This is a genomic window from Bifidobacterium sp. UBA4282, from assembly GCF_002394995.1.
Classification (GTDB): Bacteria; Actinomycetota; Actinomycetes; order Actinomycetales; family Bifidobacteriaceae; genus Bifidobacterium; species Bifidobacterium pullorum_B.
Map to the genome: position 1 here is coordinate 12,754 of NZ_DGVO01000017.1, position 16,902 is coordinate 29,655.

15 protein-coding genes are annotated in these 16,902 nt (G+C 62.6%); 11 read left to right on the forward strand and 4 right to left on the reverse strand.

The window, feature by feature from the left end; genetic code table 11:
* Positions 1-2 precede the first annotated feature (2 nt).
* Positions 3-518: an FHA domain-containing protein FhaB/FipA gene (locus tag B4C31_RS02030; protein WP_291531122.1), complete on the reverse strand. Its 516-nt coding sequence runs from the start codon at positions 516-518 to the stop codon at positions 3-5.
* A 28-nt stretch (positions 519-546) separates the two neighbouring features.
* Positions 547-1,245, reverse strand: a complete 699-nt coding sequence (locus B4C31_RS02035) for an FhaA domain-containing protein (protein WP_291531123.1) — start codon at positions 1,243-1,245, stop codon at positions 547-549.
* Positions 1,246-1,424: 179 nt separating this feature from the next.
* Between B4C31_RS02035 and B4C31_RS02040 the strand changes: the two genes are divergently transcribed.
* The 5 genes from B4C31_RS02040 to B4C31_RS02060 all read left to right on the forward strand — a co-directional run bounded on the left by B4C31_RS02040 (position 1,425) and on the right by B4C31_RS02060 (position 10,551).
* Positions 1,425-3,983 carry a prolyl oligopeptidase family serine peptidase gene (locus B4C31_RS02040; protein WP_291531124.1) on the forward strand — a complete coding sequence of 853 codons (2,559 nt, stop codon included), beginning with the start codon at positions 1,425-1,427 and terminating at the stop codon, positions 3,981-3,983.
* Between the two features lie 17 nt (positions 3,984-4,000).
* Complete coding sequence (locus B4C31_RS02045; RefSeq protein WP_414631827.1) at positions 4,001-5,062, forward strand: alpha/beta fold hydrolase; 1,062 nt, start codon at positions 4,001-4,003, stop codon at positions 5,060-5,062.
* A 181-nt stretch (positions 5,063-5,243) separates the two neighbouring features.
* Positions 5,244-6,764, forward strand: a complete 1,521-nt coding sequence (locus B4C31_RS02050) for a family 43 glycosylhydrolase (RefSeq protein WP_291531125.1) — start codon at positions 5,244-5,246, stop codon at positions 6,762-6,764.
* A 115-nt stretch (positions 6,765-6,879) separates the two neighbouring features.
* Positions 6,880-7,515, forward strand: coding sequence for a hypothetical protein (locus B4C31_RS02055; RefSeq protein WP_291531126.1), 636 nt, complete (start codon positions 6,880-6,882; stop codon positions 7,513-7,515).
* A 42-nt stretch (positions 7,516-7,557) separates the two neighbouring features.
* Positions 7,558-10,551 (forward strand): glycoside hydrolase family 3 protein, encoded by a 2,994-nt coding sequence (locus tag B4C31_RS02060; RefSeq protein WP_291531127.1) that lies wholly within the window; start codon positions 7,558-7,560, stop codon positions 10,549-10,551.
* Positions 10,552-10,715: 164 nt separating this feature from the next.
* Here B4C31_RS02060 and B4C31_RS02065 read toward each other — a convergent pair whose 3' ends face one another.
* Together B4C31_RS02065 and B4C31_RS02070 are read right to left on the reverse strand one after the other, a co-directional pair.
* On the reverse strand, positions 10,716-12,062 hold the full coding sequence (locus tag B4C31_RS02065; RefSeq protein WP_291531128.1) for an ATP-binding protein: 1,347 nt from the start codon (positions 12,060-12,062) through the stop codon (positions 10,716-10,718).
* 1 nt (position 12,063) lies between these two features.
* Entirely contained in the window at positions 12,064-12,783 is a 720-nt protein-coding gene (locus tag B4C31_RS02070) for a LytR/AlgR family response regulator transcription factor (protein ID WP_291531129.1), read from the reverse strand.
* Between the two features lie 126 nt (positions 12,784-12,909).
* Between B4C31_RS02070 and B4C31_RS02075 the strand changes: the two genes are divergently transcribed.
* From B4C31_RS02075 to B4C31_RS02100, 6 genes are all read left to right on the forward strand, one after another.
* The gene (locus tag B4C31_RS02075) at positions 12,910-13,092 is read left to right on the forward strand and encodes a hypothetical protein (protein ID WP_291531130.1); all 183 of its coding nucleotides are present in this window, start codon (positions 12,910-12,912) and stop codon (positions 13,090-13,092) included.
* A gap of 41 nt (positions 13,093-13,133) precedes the next feature.
* Positions 13,134-13,511 (forward strand): hypothetical protein, encoded by a 378-nt coding sequence (locus tag B4C31_RS02080; RefSeq protein ID WP_291531131.1) that lies wholly within the window; start codon positions 13,134-13,136, stop codon positions 13,509-13,511.
* A gap of 102 nt (positions 13,512-13,613) precedes the next feature.
* Positions 13,614-14,696, forward strand: a complete 1,083-nt coding sequence (locus tag B4C31_RS02085) for a HAMP domain-containing sensor histidine kinase (RefSeq protein WP_291531132.1) — start codon at positions 13,614-13,616, stop codon at positions 14,694-14,696.
* Positions 14,693-15,643 (forward strand): hypothetical protein, encoded by a 951-nt coding sequence (locus B4C31_RS02090; RefSeq protein ID WP_291531133.1) that lies wholly within the window; start codon positions 14,693-14,695, stop codon positions 15,641-15,643. Before B4C31_RS02085 ends, B4C31_RS02090 begins: the two co-directional genes overlap by 4 nt.
* Positions 15,644-15,714: 71 nt before the next feature.
* Complete coding sequence (locus B4C31_RS02095; RefSeq protein WP_291531134.1) at positions 15,715-16,101, forward strand: hypothetical protein; 387 nt, start codon at positions 15,715-15,717, stop codon at positions 16,099-16,101.
* A gap of 55 nt (positions 16,102-16,156) precedes the next feature.
* Entirely contained in the window at positions 16,157-16,828 is a 672-nt protein-coding gene (locus tag B4C31_RS02100) for a response regulator transcription factor (RefSeq protein ID WP_291531135.1), read from the forward strand.
* Positions 16,829-16,902: the final 74 nt, after the last annotated feature.

A 16,902-nucleotide genomic window follows, 5' to 3' on the forward strand; every position in this document is an offset into this window, starting at 1 on the left:
CGTCACCTCAATTCGAAGGTGGTGGCGCCGATGCGTACCGGAACGCGGGGCGCGAGCACGGTGGGTGCCGAGATGCGCTGCTGGTTGACCACGGTGCCGTTCGTGCTGCCGAGATCCTCGATGGCCCACTGGCCGGACGAGACATCGGGGTAAACCCGGGCATGGTGGGAGGAGACGAATTCGTCATCCAGCACCACGGAGTTCGACGCGGCCCGTCCGAGCGTGATGGCGCCGGCGTTCAGCTGCACGGAGGTGCCGGCCAACGGCCCGTCGATGATGACCAGCAGCGTCGGCGCGGCGTGGGAAACGGGCATCTCATGCGTGGGGGGCGTCGGCACTGGGGTCGGCGAGGCCGCGGCCTTCCGGGCCTGACGGGTCTTGCGTCGGTGCGCGCGCGATTTGCGCGGGCTCAGCGTTTCAATGTCTTTGTACAGCGAACGCACCGTCAGCCAGACGAACACCCACAGCAGGATTAGAAACCCGTACTTGAGAATCGCGAATGTCAGTTCGGTGAACATACCAGATTATGGCTCCTGCGCGGGCGGGTTACGCCTGCTCCTGCGAGGCCCAGTACAGGATGCGGGTGCGGCCGATGGTGATGGTGTTGCCGTCCAGCAACGTGGCGGCCGGCACCTGATGGCCCTCCACATACGTGCCGTTGGTCGATCCCAGGTCGCGCGCGATGACGCCGTTGTCGGTGATGTCGATCTCCAGGTGCTTGCGGGAGATGCCCGGGTCGTCGATGACGATATCGCAGCCTGAACCGCGGCCGATGACGGTCTGCGGCTTGGTGAGCAGGTATTGGTTGCCGTTGACCTCCAGCACCGGGCTGTCCTCGGACTGATCGTCGGTGGTCACGGGCACGGCGTTGCCCTGCACGGATTCCGAGCTCAGGTTGAAGCTGCCCTTGCTCAGTTCGAGATCCTCCTCGAAGATCACCACCACCGGGCCCACGAAGGCGTAATGCTGGCTTTTGGCGTACTGGGTCAGATTGTCCGCAAGCTCGTTGGCCAGAGCCTCGGAACCCCACTGCTCAATGCGGTCGAAGTCCGGGGTGCTCAGCTTGAACCGGTACTCGTTCGGCGCTACGGTGCGGTCGCGCCCGACCGGCATGGCCTCGGCGTCGATCTCGCGCTCAAGGGCGCTGGAGAGGTCGACGGGCTGCAGGTCCTTGGACCCGAACTTGGAGAAGACTCCGTTGACCGCGTTTTCCACGCTTTTCTCAAAACGGTCGAGAACGCTCATAGTCACACCTTTCTATTCCACACCTATCCTACGCAAAGGCGCGAACCTCCCTAAATTTCGGCCGCAATACTTGCACAATTCGCCCATGCATACGGGTCAGGTGGGGAAAGCCGGCGTGATGCAACGTTATTCCCATTGGGTTGTGTCTGCTGGGCGGGGCGGCGGGTAGGTTGGGGCATATGGACGAGTTGATTGCATCACAGGCGATAGCCGCATTCCCCCGCCGCAAGGCCCGCACCCTGCGCTTCACCTCCGGCGCCCCGCGCTCCGCGCAGGCGATCGGCGACGGCACCCGCGCGTTGTTCCTGCGCTCCGACGGCCCCGAGGACCTGGTCACGGCGTTGTGGCTGAGCGTCTGGTCCGCCGACGGCGCCGAACACCGCGAGGTGCTGCTCGCCGACCCGCGCCGGCTGCTGGCCGATGCCGACAGCGAAGAGGTCTCCGAGGAGGAGAAGGCCCGCCGCGAACGCGCCCGCGAAGGCGGCCAGGGCATCGTCTCCTACTCGGTGGACGCCGCCGGACGCCGTGTGGCGTTCACCATCAACGGCCAGCTGTTCGTGACCGAGATCAACGCGGACGGCACCGGCGGCGTGACCCGCGAGGTCGCGCTCGCCGACCCGCAGCTGTCCGTCATCATGCCGCGCATCTCCCCGGACGGCCAGCTGATCGCCTACACCACCGGCAGCGAGGTCCGCGTGATCGCGCTGGGCGCCGACGCCTCCCAGGACGAGGATTGGGCCGTCATCGGCATCGACGAGGACGAGTGCACCTATCCGGATCAGTCCGTTGGCCTGGCCGAGTTCGTGGCCGGCGAGGAGATGGATCGGTACGAAGGCTTCTGGTGGTCACCGGACTCGCGTGCGCTGCTCGTGCAGTCCACCGACGAGGAACCGGAGCCGCTGTGGCACATCAGCGACCCCGCCGACCCGTCCAAGCCGGCCGTCGCCCGCCGCTACGCCCGCGCCCTGACCAGGAACGCCATCGTCTCCCTGGCCTACGTCGACTTCACCGTCCTGCCCGCCGCCGAACCTCAGCCCGCCCCCGTCCCCTCCGACGAGGAGGACCCCCTTGCCTTCTCGGACTTCACCGAACCGCGTGTGCAGGTCTGCAACGTGGCCGACATTGACTGGGATCATGAGACCTACGAATATCTGGCCGCCGTCAACTGGAGCAAGGGCCATGAGCCCCTCCTGCTGGTTCAGGACCGTCTGCAGCACCACGACCAGGTGCTCGAGGTGCAGCTCAAGGCCGCCGGCTTCCACGCGGGCGTGGATACCGAGGCCGTCATCGGCGAACCGATCGCCACCCGCGTGCTGGAGGAGCATGAGAACCCGCAGTGGCTGGACCTGGTCCACGGCACCCCGGCGTTCACTCCGGACGGCCGCCTGATCTGCGCGGTCAACGACATGGCACACGACACGAACCGGCTGAGCGTGGACGGTGTGCCGTTCACGCCGGTCGGCTGGCAGGTGCGGCAGGTCCTGGACGTCACCGATACCGACGTGCTCGCCGTCGTCTCCCGCACCCCGGAACTGGCCGGTGAAGCCGGACTCGGCGACGACGCCGACCTGTACGACGCCCGCAGCTGCGACGTGGTGAGCTTCGACTACCACGGGGCCGTCACCCAGTGGACCTCACGCCCCGGCATATGGACCGCCTCCCGCTGCGGCAAGGGCATGGTCCTCTCCGGACGCGACATGAGCGCACCCTACGCCATGATGAGCCACAGCCTGTGTCTGCCCGAAACCGTGGATCCCGTCTCCTCGGCCGAGGCCGGCGAACCGGTCATGGCCGGCGGCAAGGCAGTCGCCGCCATCGCCAACCATGCCGCCGACCCCGGCATCACGCCGAACACCACGTTCGTCACCTTGCCGTCCGAGCACCGGCTGCTCGCCGCCATCACCGCCCCCAGCGAGAACAGCCCCTATGCGCAGTCGGAGACCCTGCCGGTGCTGCTCAAGCCGTACGGCGGCCCCGGCGCCCAACAGGTGCTGTTCAGCCAGGCGTACTACTGGGAATCCCAGTGGTGGGCGGACCAGGGCTTCCTGGTCGTCACCGTCGACGGCCGCGGTACTCCCGGCCGCGGACCCAAGTGGGATCGCGCCATCTATGAGACCATGAAGGACGTGACCCTGGCCGATCAGGTCGAAGCCGTGCGCGCCCTGCCCGCATTGTGGTCAGCCGACGCCGCCGTGCCGTCGGTGTGTTGGACGCCGCGGGAAGGCGCCAGACTGGTCGTCTGCGGTTCCGGCGCCACCGTCCCGCAGCTCGACCTCGTGCGCCGGAACGGTCCGCTCGCCTGCCCCAAGCCCGACCTGGACAAGGTCGCGATGATCGGCTGGTCGTACGGCGGCTTCCTGTCCGCGCTCGCCGTACTCGACGCGCCCGACGTCGTCCACGCCGCCTGCGCCGGCGCGCCCCCGACCGATTGGACGCTCTATGACACCCATTACACGGAGCGCTACCTGGGACTGGACCCGGAGGTCTACCGCCGCAACGGCATCGTGGAGGACGCCCCCAAGCTGCGCCGGCCGCTCATGCTGATCCACGGCTTCGCCGACGACAACGTCACCATCGCCCACTCGCTGCGGCTGAGCCAGGCGCTGATGGCGGCGGGTCGCCCGCACACCTTCCTGCCGTTGACGGGCATCACCCACATGACCAACGACGAGACGGTGGCCGAGAACCTGCTCATCCTCCAGCGCGACTTCCTCTACGACGCGCTGGACATGCGCTGAGCGCTACAGTCATAACCATGGACCTGATCGACGAATCCCGATACGACGAACGGATGCGCACGACGGTGCTGCCCGCGCTCGCCGCCTGTTGCGAGGAGGGGTGGATGGCGCCCGCCCGGACGGAGGGCCTGCCCGCGCTCGACTGTCCCGGGCGGCTGCACTACCTGTGCTATGACGCCGCGAAGTTCGACGATCTGCATGAGGACGGCGCCACCGCCACGTTCCGTGGCGCCGTCGTCCTCTCCTACGGGTTCACCGAGAACGCGCGCAAGTACTCGGAGCTGATCTGGTACTTCCTGCTCGACGGCTATTCGGTATGCGTGCTCGAACACCGCGGGCACGGGTATTCGGCCCGCGACGTGGATGACCCCAGCGTGGTGTGGATCGACGACTGGCGGCGTTACGTGGCCGATCTGGCCAAGTTCGCCGAAACCGTCGGTCTCCGGTACGCGGGAGACCGCCCGATGGCGCTGTATGGGCATTCGATGGGCGGCGGCATCGGGGCGGCCGTGCTGGAGCGGCGTCCGACGCTGTTCGACAAGGCGGTGCTCTCCTGCCCGATGATTGCCCCGGTGACCGCCGGCATCCCCAATACGGTGGCGTCCGCCGCGGCCGAGATCGCCTGCCGCGTGGGATTCGGGAAGAGCCGGGTGGTCGGACAGAAACGGTTCACCGGGGAACTGGACATGACCGCCTACCGGGGGGCCAGCGAGGCGCGCGTCCGCTGGTACCACAGGCAGCGATGCGACACCCCGGAATACCGGACGAACGCGGCCAGCTACCAGTGGGTGCGTGAGGCGTTGCGGCTTTCGCGCGCCATCCTGGACCCGCAGGCCTGCGCCCGCATCGAGACGCCGATCCAGCTGTTCCAGGCCGGACGCGATGTGTGGGTCCGCAATGAGCCGGAGGAGCTGTTCGCGCGTCGCGTGCGTGACGGTGGCGGTCGGGTGCGCTTCGAACGGTTCCCCGATTCGGTGCACGAGATCTTCTCGATGCCTAATGCGGTGCTTGAGGACTATTACCACCGCATCTTCGCGTTCCTGGACGAACCTGTGGAGCCGCTCGAAGATCAGTGCTGAGCGGTGCCGCGGCGCGCGGCGTGCATGAGCTGGCGCAGCGCGACCACCCCGACGAGCAGGACGACGGGGAACACGGATGGGACGTTGCTCGTGCAATAAAACCGCGGTTCGTGCAATTGCGCCGCGAAGACGCCACTCCCGTTGGTTCAATGAATGTACTAACACAAAGGAGTAGAAGGCGATGGGGCAGTTGTTCAACCCGTATCTTCCCTGCGGGGAATATATCCCGGATGGCGAACCGTACGTGTTCGGCAATCGCGTGTACGTGTACGGATCGCATGACCGGTTCGGCGCGCCGATGTTCTGCATGAACGACTACGCGTGCTGGTCGGCGCCGATCCTGCCGGCCGGCTCCGCGCGGCGCATCGGCGAATGGCGCTATGAGGGTGTGATCTACCGCAAGAACCAGGATCCCAGGAACCGGCTCGGCCTGCGATTGCTGTTCGCGCCCGACGTGGCGGTCGGTCCCGACGGACGCTACTACCTGTACTACGCGTTCGACTTCATGGGCGTGATGGGCGTCGCGGTCGCCGACGACCCGGCCGGCCCGTACGAATACTACGGCCACGTGCATTATCCCGACGGCACCGTATGGGGCCGCCGCAAGGGTGACTCGTTCCCGTTCGACCCGGGCGTGCTGGTGGACGACGACGGCCGCATCTACCTGTACTCCGGCTTCTATACGCCGGTGCCGGCGATCGTGACCGGAGGCCGCCGCGGCTTCGACGGCGGCTACATGCTGGAGCTCGAACCGGATATGGTCACGATTGCGACCCCGGAGAAGCTGTTGTTCCCCAAGCAGGGCCCCGGATCGTTCCCCGGCCATGAGTTCTTCGAAGCCAGTTCGATGCGCAAATACGACGGCAAATACTATTTCGTGTACTCGTCGCGGCTCAACCACGAGCTGTGCTATGCGGTCTCCGACCGGCCGGACGGCGGCTTCCGCTACGGCGGCACGCTGGTGAGCAACGGTGACGTCGGCCTGCCCGGCGTGCCGGACGAACGCCACGCCCGCAACTACACCGGCAACACGCATGGCGGCATGCTGCGCATCGACGACGAGTTCTACATCTTCTACCACCGCCAGACCAACCGCAGTTCCTATGCACGGCAGGCCTGCGCCGAACAGCTCCGCTGGACGCGCGACCAGGACGGCACGCTGCGGTTCGAACAGGCGGAGATGACCAGCTGCGGGCTGAACGGCGGCCCACTGAGCGGCCGAGGCGAATACGAGGCGCGCATCGCCTGCAACCTGTGGAGCAAGGACGGCACTGGCCGGTACGACACCGGCAAGCCACGCAGGGACCTGGCCGCCCATCCGTACCTCACCCAGGACGAGCGCGACGGCGACCCGAACGCCTGTCAGTATATCGCCAACATGCGCGACGGCGCGACCGCCGGCTACAAGTACTTCGACTTCGGCTCCGGCGGCGACGTGACGGTGTCCGTGACCGTGCGGGCGCATCACGGCGACGGTGTGAGGACCGATGCCGGGGCGCATGGCGAACTGGAATTCCGCACCGCGACATCCGGCGAGGACGGCGCGACCGTCGCCCGGATCCGCGTCGACGCCGACGGGCGCGACTGGACGACGGTGCACGCCGACGGCACGCTGCCGGACGGCGTGGGGGCGTTGTATGCCGCCTATCACGGCGACGGGGCGGCGGACCTGCTCGCGTTCGCCATCGCGGATCGCGGATGACGGCCCGACGCCCCTCCCAGCATCCGCCGAGGCCGCCTGGCGGCGGTGCGCGAGCCTGCGTTTCGGACGGCAACCATTCGGTACGACGACAACCAATCTATGGAAAGGAGTTCCGATGACGGAACAATCCCCGCCCCAGGGGCGGACCGCGGTGCGTGCCTCGGGCGTGGCCGGTGCGGCCACGAGGTGGTGGCATGCGTTCGAGACGAAGCATCACGGCATCGCCGAGTTCATCATGTTCTTCGTCGTGTGCAACGCGGTGACCGTGCTGCAGCTGATTCTGATGCCGGTACTCAAGGCCGTGTTCGGCATGACGACGTTGGTGGACACGAATTTCCAGGTGCTGCCCGTCGGCAGCAATGTGGACGGCAGCCCGTACTACGTGTTCGACTACGCGGCCGGCGACATCGCATCCGGCGGTGGCGGCGGCCTGGCCTATTTCCTGGCGGTGGAGATCGTGATGGCCATCGCGCAGGTGATCAACTTCATCACACAACGCAAGGTGACCTTCAAAGCCACCGGCAACGTGTGGAAGGCCGCCGCCTGGTACGTGCTCGCCTACGTGGTGATCACCATCGGCGCCGCGGCGCTGCAGGGCCTGTACAAGGCTCCGCTGTACGGATGGTGCATCGACGTGATGGGTGCCGGCGCCGGCGCGACCGTGGCCGACGTGGTGTCCATGCTCATCAACTGCGCCATCTCGTTCTGGGTGTTCTACCTGATCATGAAGCTCATCTTCAAACAGCGGTGACATCTTCGCTTTTTTCATCAACTGAGCCAAAGGAGGAGAACGATGAAAAAGAAGTTCGACCGAACTGGTCGAAGAATACGTGCCTGTGCCGTGTCGACCATTGCGGCCATAGGCGTAATGGGTCTCGGCAGTGTGCCTGCATTTGCATCTGGGGAGCCGTCATCCGCGCAGACGTTCATCAACTATTGCATTGCGCTGGTAGTTGTGCTGGGAGTCATTGCGGTGGCTGCTGTCGTAGCTGTGGTTTTGCGCGCTCGCAAACGCATTGTCAGCGGCTTTGCGATGACGAAGAAGCGTGCTGCTGGTAATACGGTACTTGGCGTTGGCATGGCGATTTTGCTGGCGGTAGCTGTGGCACTGAACGTGTTGACCGGTATGTATTCGGCGAATATCGATAGCGTGTTTACGGAAACCGACCGTGATGCGGTGACTGTCGAGACCGATAAAGAGGATTGGTTCGATCTGATCGATCGAATCGGTAGCGAGGGAATGACGCTGATGCGGAATGACGACGGGACGCTTCCGATCAACGTTCAGAATAACGCCCGCGTTAATTTGCTGGGTGCAGCGGCATACAATCCTGTTTACAGCGGTTCGGGATCTGGCGGTGTGCATGCAGCAGACTCGGTGTCAGTCGTGAGTTCGTTGGAGCAAGCTGGCTTTGAAATTAACTCGGCGCCGTTGGATGCGGGCGTTTATTCCGTGGATCAACCTCAGAGCGGCGATATGGGATTCCAAGCCGTTAGTTTGTCGAACGACGAGGTGCCCGTCAACGCGTTCCAAGGTGATGCTTCGTTTGACAACATGGCGAAGTATTCGGATACTGCCATCGTGGTGCTCGGTCGTTCGGGCGGCGAAGGCGATGACCTGACAAGCTACGAATCTCCTGACGGATACGACTATCTGCAGCTGAGCGCCAATGAGCGTGACTTGATGCAGCGTGCCAGTGAGACCTTCGAGAAGCTGATTGTTGTTATCAACACTGCCAATGCAATGGAGATGGGCTTCCTCGATGAGTACAATGTGGACGCTTGCGTGTGGGCTGGTCTGCCTGGACCGTACGGTTTCTCCGCGTTGGGCAAGATCTTGGCAGGTGAAGTCAACCCGTCTGGCAACCTGCCCGATACGTGGGTATATGACAATCGCAGTAACCCGGTTAGCGAAAACTTCGGCAATCAGGAAGCATCCAATCGCGAAGGTAGCCATTATGTCGATTACGTCGAAGGCATTTACCTTGGATACAAGTGGTATGAAACCGCCTATGCCGAACAGGCAGTGGTGACTAATACCAAAACCGGTGTCACCTACGATTACGGAAACGACTATGATTCAATCGTCGCATTCCCGTTTGGATACGGTCTTTCGTACACGACGTTCTCTCAGCAGATTGTCGGTGGTGCCGAGAACGGTTCCGAAGTCGGTCCTGATGATACGGTGACGGTAGACGTTGAGGTTACCAATACTGGTGAAGTCGCTGGCAAGGATGCGGTTCAGATTTACGCAACGGTGCCTTACACCGATTACGACATTGAACATGGCGTCGAAAAATCAGCGGTTTCCCTTGCGGGCTTCGGCAAGACCGGAGAATTGCAGCCCGGTGAGTCCGAAACCGTGAGCATCGAGATCAACATGGAGGATCTCGCGTCATATGACAGCTCGTATGACAATGGCGATGACACGCAGGGTGCATATATGTTGGATGCCGGCGAATATGTGCTTTCCGTGCGCTCCGATGCCCATACGGCATATGCTCAGACGAGTGTAAATTTGCGCGATCAGTACTTCTTCTCGGGAGAGAACAAGCGCTCGAGTGACGATCAGCAGGCTTACAATCAGTTTGCTGACGCTGCCCGTGGCATTTACCTATCGCGTCAAAACGGATTCGCCAATTATGCCGAAGCAATGCAATCTGTGAGTTCTGAAATCAAGTCCACCGCGTTTGAAGACGATCCGAATGCCTACGACGCCGCATATGATGACGTTGTTGACAAGACCTATGTCGAAGGCGAGGATTACGCGGTTGACGGCGACCTGACATTGGCCGATATGACCGATGTGCCGTATGACGACGACAAGTGGCAGGAACTTGTCTCGCAGTTGACGCTTGATGAGCTGCAGTCGTTGGTTGAGGACTCCGCTTATTCCTCTCCGGAGATTAAGTCGATCGACAAGCCCGAAACCACGGATGCCGACGGTCCGTTAGGCATCGCATGGATGTTCGGTTCTAGCCTGACTGGTGTGGCTTACCCCAGTATCCCATTGCTTGCGGCAACGTTTAACCAGGATTTGGCCAACGAATTCGGCAGCCAGATGGCCGATCAGTGCCATACGCTTGGTCTGACCGGTTGGAACGCCCCTGCTATGAACATGCATCGCTGGGCCTTCTCGGGACGTAATTACGAATATTATTCCGAAGATTCGTATCTGTCTGGCAAGATGGCTTCCATCGTGACTGCGGTGGCCAATGAAAAGGGCTTGAACACCTATATCAAGCATTTTGCTCTGAACGATCAGGAAACCGAACGCTCGGGGCGGTTGCACACATATAGCAACGAGCAGGCAATTCGAGAAATTTACTTGAAGCCGTTCGAGATGGCAGTGAAAGATGGTGGCACCACGGCGCTGATGAACAGCATGAATTTCATCGGCGATGATTGGGTGGGCACCTCGGAGGAACTGATGACCGAAGTGCTTCGCAATGAATGGGGATTCCGAGGCAAGGCCGTAACGGACATGCCTGAGGATGAGTTGGTGCGTAAGTCCGCTGACGCTGCATTGCGTGCTGGCACTGACTCGTGGCTGCTTATCGGCGGCGGCGTAGACGTTCGTTGTGAAACTGATGCGGATATTTATTATCTGCAGCGCACTGCACATAACATCCTCTACATGGATTCCCGTGCTCTGCTGATCGGGTCCACCGTGTTGGACTGGCACCTGTATGTGGGCATCGCTACAGCGGAACTAGGTGTCCTTGTTGTGGCTTGTGCGGCAGCATTGGTTCTGCGCAACATTGGATACCGCAAACACGAGGCCTGATTTGGCGCTGAACGACACTACGTGTCAGCGTTGAAATCATTGGAGGGGCTCCGTGACGACTTCGTCATGGAGCCCCTCCTGTATTGATGTATGGATGCTTGCCGTTGTTGCTTGCTGTACTTATCTTTGTGCCGTCCGTTTCTTTTGATTTCCGACCTTGAATGTCATTGTTTCAGCGGAATCAGCACAGTGAGCTCGAACCAGCCGTCACGTCGGGCGATCATCATCTCACCGCCATACTGCTGCGCGCAGTGGCGGATGCTTTTCAAACCGAACCCGTGATAGTGCTTGTCCTGTTTGGTGGTAGACGGCAGTGTGCCGTGGGCGTTGCTGCCTTGCGAAGTCTTTCGGTCCTCCGGCTTCAGCCAGTTCTCCACGCGGATGACCGCGAATCCGTTGAGTTTGGAGACGGTGATGTGGATCAGCCGTTGTTCGGCGTCCTCAATGGTCTGCTCGTATTCGATGGCGTTGTCGAGCGCGTTGCCGAAGATCGTGCAGACATCCATCACGCTCACGTCATCGAGCAGCTGTCCGTCGGCGACGCAGGTCAGCTCGATGCCGTGCTGCGCGCAGGTCAGGCTTTTGCCGGTGAGCACCGTATCCAGCACGGAATTGCCGGTTTTGAACCGCGCCTCGTATTCCTTGATGCCCTGCTCGATGTCGTCGAGGTGCGCCTCGCGCGCCACCGGGTCCCGTTCGGCTCGCAGCACCGCGATCTGATGCTTCAAATCGTGGTATTTGTGGTTGATGATCGCAATGCTCTCCTTGGACTGCTGGTACTGCGCGTACTGCATGTTCAGCACGTTGCGAATCGCGTTGAGCTCCTCCTTGGCATGCGATTCGCTGAGCTGCACATGGTAGGCGTACAGGAACGCCACGCCCCCCAGACAGACAAGCGTGCGGATGTTGAACGCCTCCGTCGCCAACGGACTGCTGAACGGGGTGTCGGTGGCCACATAGCTCAGGTTGCTCAGCGCGAAACTGGTGACCATGATGATCGCCGGCGCCGCCAGTTCCCGGGCGGTCGCGGTCAGCGAACCGTCGTCGTGCCGCAGTTCGAGTGCGAACGCCGCCGCGAACAGCACCGCGTACGTCACAATCAGAAACAGCGCGCCGAACCATGCGCCGGACGGCATGGCATAGTTGCGTTCCACGAATACGAACAGCTGCCATTCAATCGCCGCCGCAAATTCAGCGAATACGAACGCCCGCATCAGCCAGTAGACACTCGTCGCCCGGTTGGTCGGCCGGCACAGTCGGATAATCCCATACATTACCGCCAGCGCCACCAGCATTCCCGGAATCCACAGCCACAATGGCACAATCCCGATGGCGTACTGCACAACAAGCAGCGCCGCAAGACCGCAACCCAATATCGCACACTGCCGGAGCTGCGGCGGCCGCCGTACGCATGCCGTCAGATACGTTACGCACGCCAGCCATTCGGCCAGCGCGGTGAACGCCTTGGGAATGTCGGGAATTTCACCGACCATGCTCATCACTTCATCCATATCAGCTGACCGTCTCCCCGGCGTATTCGGTCAGCGCTTTCACAAACGCGCCGCGTTTTGACTGGCTGACGACGATGCGGTCGCTGCCCACCAAGGCATCCCCATCGGCGATGCCGCGGACGTGGGCCAGATTCACCAGATAGCACTTGTTGCAGCGGAAGAAATGGTCTCCGGCAAGTGACTCTTCTACTGCTTTCATTGAATTGACGGTCGACTCGTATTCGCCGTTCGTCGTGTGGTAGGTGAGCCGGTGGCCATGGCTTTCGATCCACAGGATGCTGTCCACGGGGATGCGACTGGAACTGCCTCGCGAGGAGATGACGATTGACCTGCCTGCGCGACTGCGCGCGGCCACGCGGGAAATGGCTCGTTCCAGACGTTTGGAGAATGCGAAATATGAGATTGGCTTGAGCACGTAGTCCAGCGCGTCCACCTCATACCCCTGGATCGCATACTGCGCCATGTTGGTGATGAACATGATGACCACATCGTCATCCGACTCGCGGATGCGCTTGGCGGCGGTCATACCGTCCATCGACCGCATCTCGATATCCATCAGGATGATGTCGAAATCCGCACGGTAGCCTTGGACGATATCCTCGCCGTCGGCGTATACGGAGACGGCGAACAGGCAACCGGTTTCGGCGGCATACCGGTCCAGATACTCGCGGAGGGTGTCCGCATAGGTGGTCTCATCCTCGACGATGGCGATGCGAATCATGGCGTCCCTCCTTGCGTCGCGGCGGCATTGCGGCGGCCTGCCGGCCGCGGCGTCCAATCATCCATTTTAGCGGGCGCGACGTCGCCGTCGGGGCATGCGGAGGGCGATCCGACGCATACGCTGGCGGTGCTGCAGGAGATCCGCGACGAACTCAAGCGCACCAACAGCGCCGGCGGCAAGGCTGCCGCCGATGCCGTGGCCACGGTCATGCCGTCGGCACCGCGCTTAACACTTCATCAACATGTCGCCGATAAACGACCAACAGTACGGTCGTACCGTCATCAATACCGGGCGGGGATCTCGCCTTGAGAATTCGAATGGACAAGATGACCGTAGGAGGTTTGCCGGAGATGGAAAAGAAGAACTTCGTGTCGATGATTATGGGCACAATTGGCGGCGTACTGTTCGCACTCGGCATGTGCATGTGCCTGCTGACGGAGTGGGGCGCGTTCGCCCAAGGCGTCGTGGTTTCGGCCGTTGGCCTGGCGGTACTGGTGGCCATGTTGATGGTACGGCGCACCATGGAAGGCAAATCGATGATTGCGCGACCCGGCGTCCGGACCGTGGGTGCGACGCTGCTCGGCGTGGCCGGCGTGCTGGTGCTCGGCACCGGCATGTGCATGACGATGCTCTGGGGCGCGGCGTTGCTGGTGCCGGGAATCGTGGTCGGTCTGCTCGGCATCGTGATGTTGCTGTGCCTGATCCCGGTTTGCAAGGGCATCAGGTAAGACCGGCCGGACGGTTGTATGGAACCCGGACGTCATGACGGCGTCCGGGTTCCGGGGGTCGGTCGGCGGCGGCCGACGGGGCTTTCAGACAAGGTGATGTGAATGGCTGGACGTGAAGGACTGATGCGTCGGATGATGCTGACGCTGCGCGGATACCTGATGTTCTTTCTCCTGATGGCGGTCGTCATCAGCTGCTGCATGCTGCTGTTCCTCAACGCATTGGAGGACGCGACCGGCGCGACGTGGAATCGCGGGCAGCTGTCGGGGGCGGCGACGATCACCTTCGTCAACGTGTTGCTGCTGAGCCTGCTGTGCACGGTGATCGACAGCGTACGCCGGCGCTTCGCGGTCGAACGTCCCGTACGGCGGATCGTCGAGGCGTCGGAGCGCATCATGCAAGGCGACTTCTCGGTGCGTGTGCCGCACTCGTCAGATCTGGCCGGCGGTCGCGATCTCAACGTGATTGTCGACTGCTTCAACCGGATGGCCGAGGAACTGGCTGGTACGGAGACGCTGCGCACCGACTTCATCGCCGACGTCTCGCACGAACTCAAAACCCCGCTGTCCGCGATTCGCAGCTACGGAACACTGCTGCAGAAACCCGGGTTGCCGGAAGAGCGCCGCGCGGAGTGCGCTGCCGCGATCGTCGAGGCCTCGGACCGGCTGTCAACCCTGATCACGAATATCCTGCGGCTCAACAAGCTGGAGAACCAGCAGATCTACCCGGCGCCACGCACCTACGACCTCGGCGGCCAGCTCGGCGAATGCCTGCTGGGCTTCGAGACAGCGTGGGAGGCCAAGGACCTGGAACTCGATGTGGACATCGAGGACGGCGTCATGGTGACCGCCGACGCCGAAGTGCTGGCACTGGTGTGGAACAACCTGCTGTCCAACGCGATCAAGTTCACCGAACCGCACGGCCATGTGTCGGTGGCCGTGCACGCACAGGGCGGCCACGCCATCGTGCGCGTGGGTGATACCGGTTGCGGCATCGCCCCGGAGGTCGGGCGGCACATGTTCGAGAAGTTCTACCAGGGCGACACCTCGCATGCCACGCAGGGCAACGGTCTCGGCCTGGCGCTCGTCAAACGCGTCATCGACATCGTCGGCGGCGACATCGCGGTGAGCAGCGAGGTGGGCGTCGGCAGCACGTTCACGGTGACGCTGAAACGGGAGACGGCATGAGTGGCGACAAGCGCACCCACGCGCGGACGGACGGCAAACGCGAACCCGGTCCGTTGCTGCAGGCCGCGCACCGCGTCATCCTGCGGATCGTACGGCCCGGATCGGTCGTGACGGTGGTCAGCGTCATCGCCGGCACCGTGCTGCTGGCCTTGGCGTTCATGGTGCTCGACGACGACCATCCGCTCTCGATCGTGGCGTACGTCGTGTCCGCGTACGCGTTGGTCGTGGTCGTGGCCCGCATCGTGTCGTTGGCGCGTCGGGGCAATGAGCTGCTCCGCCGGAACATCTACGTGCGTCGCCTGCAGGACGACCTGCCGTTCAGACTGAGGCTTTCGCTGCTCGGCTCGCTCGCGATCAACCTGCTCTACTCGGCGATGAACGCGTTGTCCGGCTTTTACTACCATTCGGTGTGGTTCGGCATGCTGGCCGCCTACTACATCATGCTGTCGGTGATGCGTTTCTCATTGGTGCGCTACGCGCGGACCCACGGCTTCGGGCGGAACACGGACGCCGAGCTGCGGCGCTACCGGCTATGCGGCATCGTCTTGGTGGCGTTGAACGTGGTGCTGATCGGCCTGGTGGTGCTGGTCCTGCATGACGACGGGGGATTCGAATATGCGGGCACGCTGATCTATGTCATGGCTCTGTACTCCTTCTACAGCATGACGTTGGCGATCATCAACGTCGTGCGCTATCGCCGGCTCGCCAGTCCGGCCATCGCGGCGTCGGGACATGTCAACCTTGTCTCCGCGCTGGTGTCGATGTTCTCGCTGGAGATCGCGATGCTCGGCGAATTCGGCGACGGCGGCAACTCGGCGTACTTCCGTCCGCTGATGATTGCCCTGTCGGGCGCGGCGATCTGCGGATTCGTCACCATACTCGGCGCGTACATGATCGTCCGCGCCACGCGGCGGCTGCGCGCCGGCGTGTCGGGGCGTACAGGCTAACAATTACCCAACAACATCGCGGTAGAGTGGCCGCAAACGGATGGCGGCGAGACAGTGAAGGAAGGCGAGACATGAGCGACGAGACGACGTTCAATTATACATATTCGGCCAAACAGCAGGAGGAGATCGACGCAATCCGCAGCCGATACCTATCCCGGGACGAGGATGCGATGGAACGGCTGCGGCGTCTGGATCGCGGCACCACGCGACGCGGCACCATCATATCCCTCACATTGGGTGTGGCCGGCTTCCTGCTGCTGGGTGTCGGCATGTGCTGCACGATGGTGTGGGCCGGGATGTGGTTCGTGCCCGGCGTCATCGTCGGCGTGATCGGCATCGCGGCGGTCGCGGCGACTTATCCCGTCTACCTGCGGCTCGTGGCCCGGGACCGCGCCAAGGTCGCCCCGGAGATCTTGCGACTGGCCGACGAACTGTCCGGGCCGCGGGAACAGGCGTGAACCGCCGCGGCATGCGGACGGGACCGTCCAACCATATGAGCGAAGGGAGAACGTCATGGTCGCCGTACTGGTCGTCGAGGACGACAGGCAGCTCAACGACATCACCTGCATGTACTTGCGCGACAGCGGGTACGACGTGACCGGCGTACCCGGCGTACGCGAGGCGTCTGATGCGATGCGTGGCCGTCTGTTCGACGTGGTGATCTCTGACATCATGATGCCCGGCATCGACGGCTTCCGGTTCGCCGAGCAGCTGCGCCGCATCGACCCGAACCTGCCGATTATCTTCGTCACCGCGCGCGACGACATCGCCGCCAAACGCCACGGGTTCCGCAGCGGCGTGGACGACTACATGGTCAAACCGATCGACTACGACGAACTGGTGCTGCGCATCGAGGCGCTGCTGCGGCGTTCACGTATTCTGGAGGACAGCCATCTGTCTATCGGCAAGTTCACCATGGATGTCGATCAAGCATCGGCCACACTCGATGGCAGGGAGATCCCCCTGACCGTCCGCGAATTCAAAATCCTCCATCACCTGCTCAGCTACCCCAAGCAGGCGTTCTCCCGAGCACAGCTTATGGAGGAGTTCTGGGATGACAGTGACGAATCCAGCCCACGGGCGGTGGACGTGCACATCGCCAATTTGCGGCGGAAACTCGCCGACTGCGACGATTTCGATATCGTGACCATCCACGGGCTTGGATATAAGGCAGTGCCGCGTTAATCGCCTTATCGACAGGGCGTTGTCAGCGACAAGTCTGCTGACGCTGAGGCTTCCGCCGGTATGGGCGCGGCGTG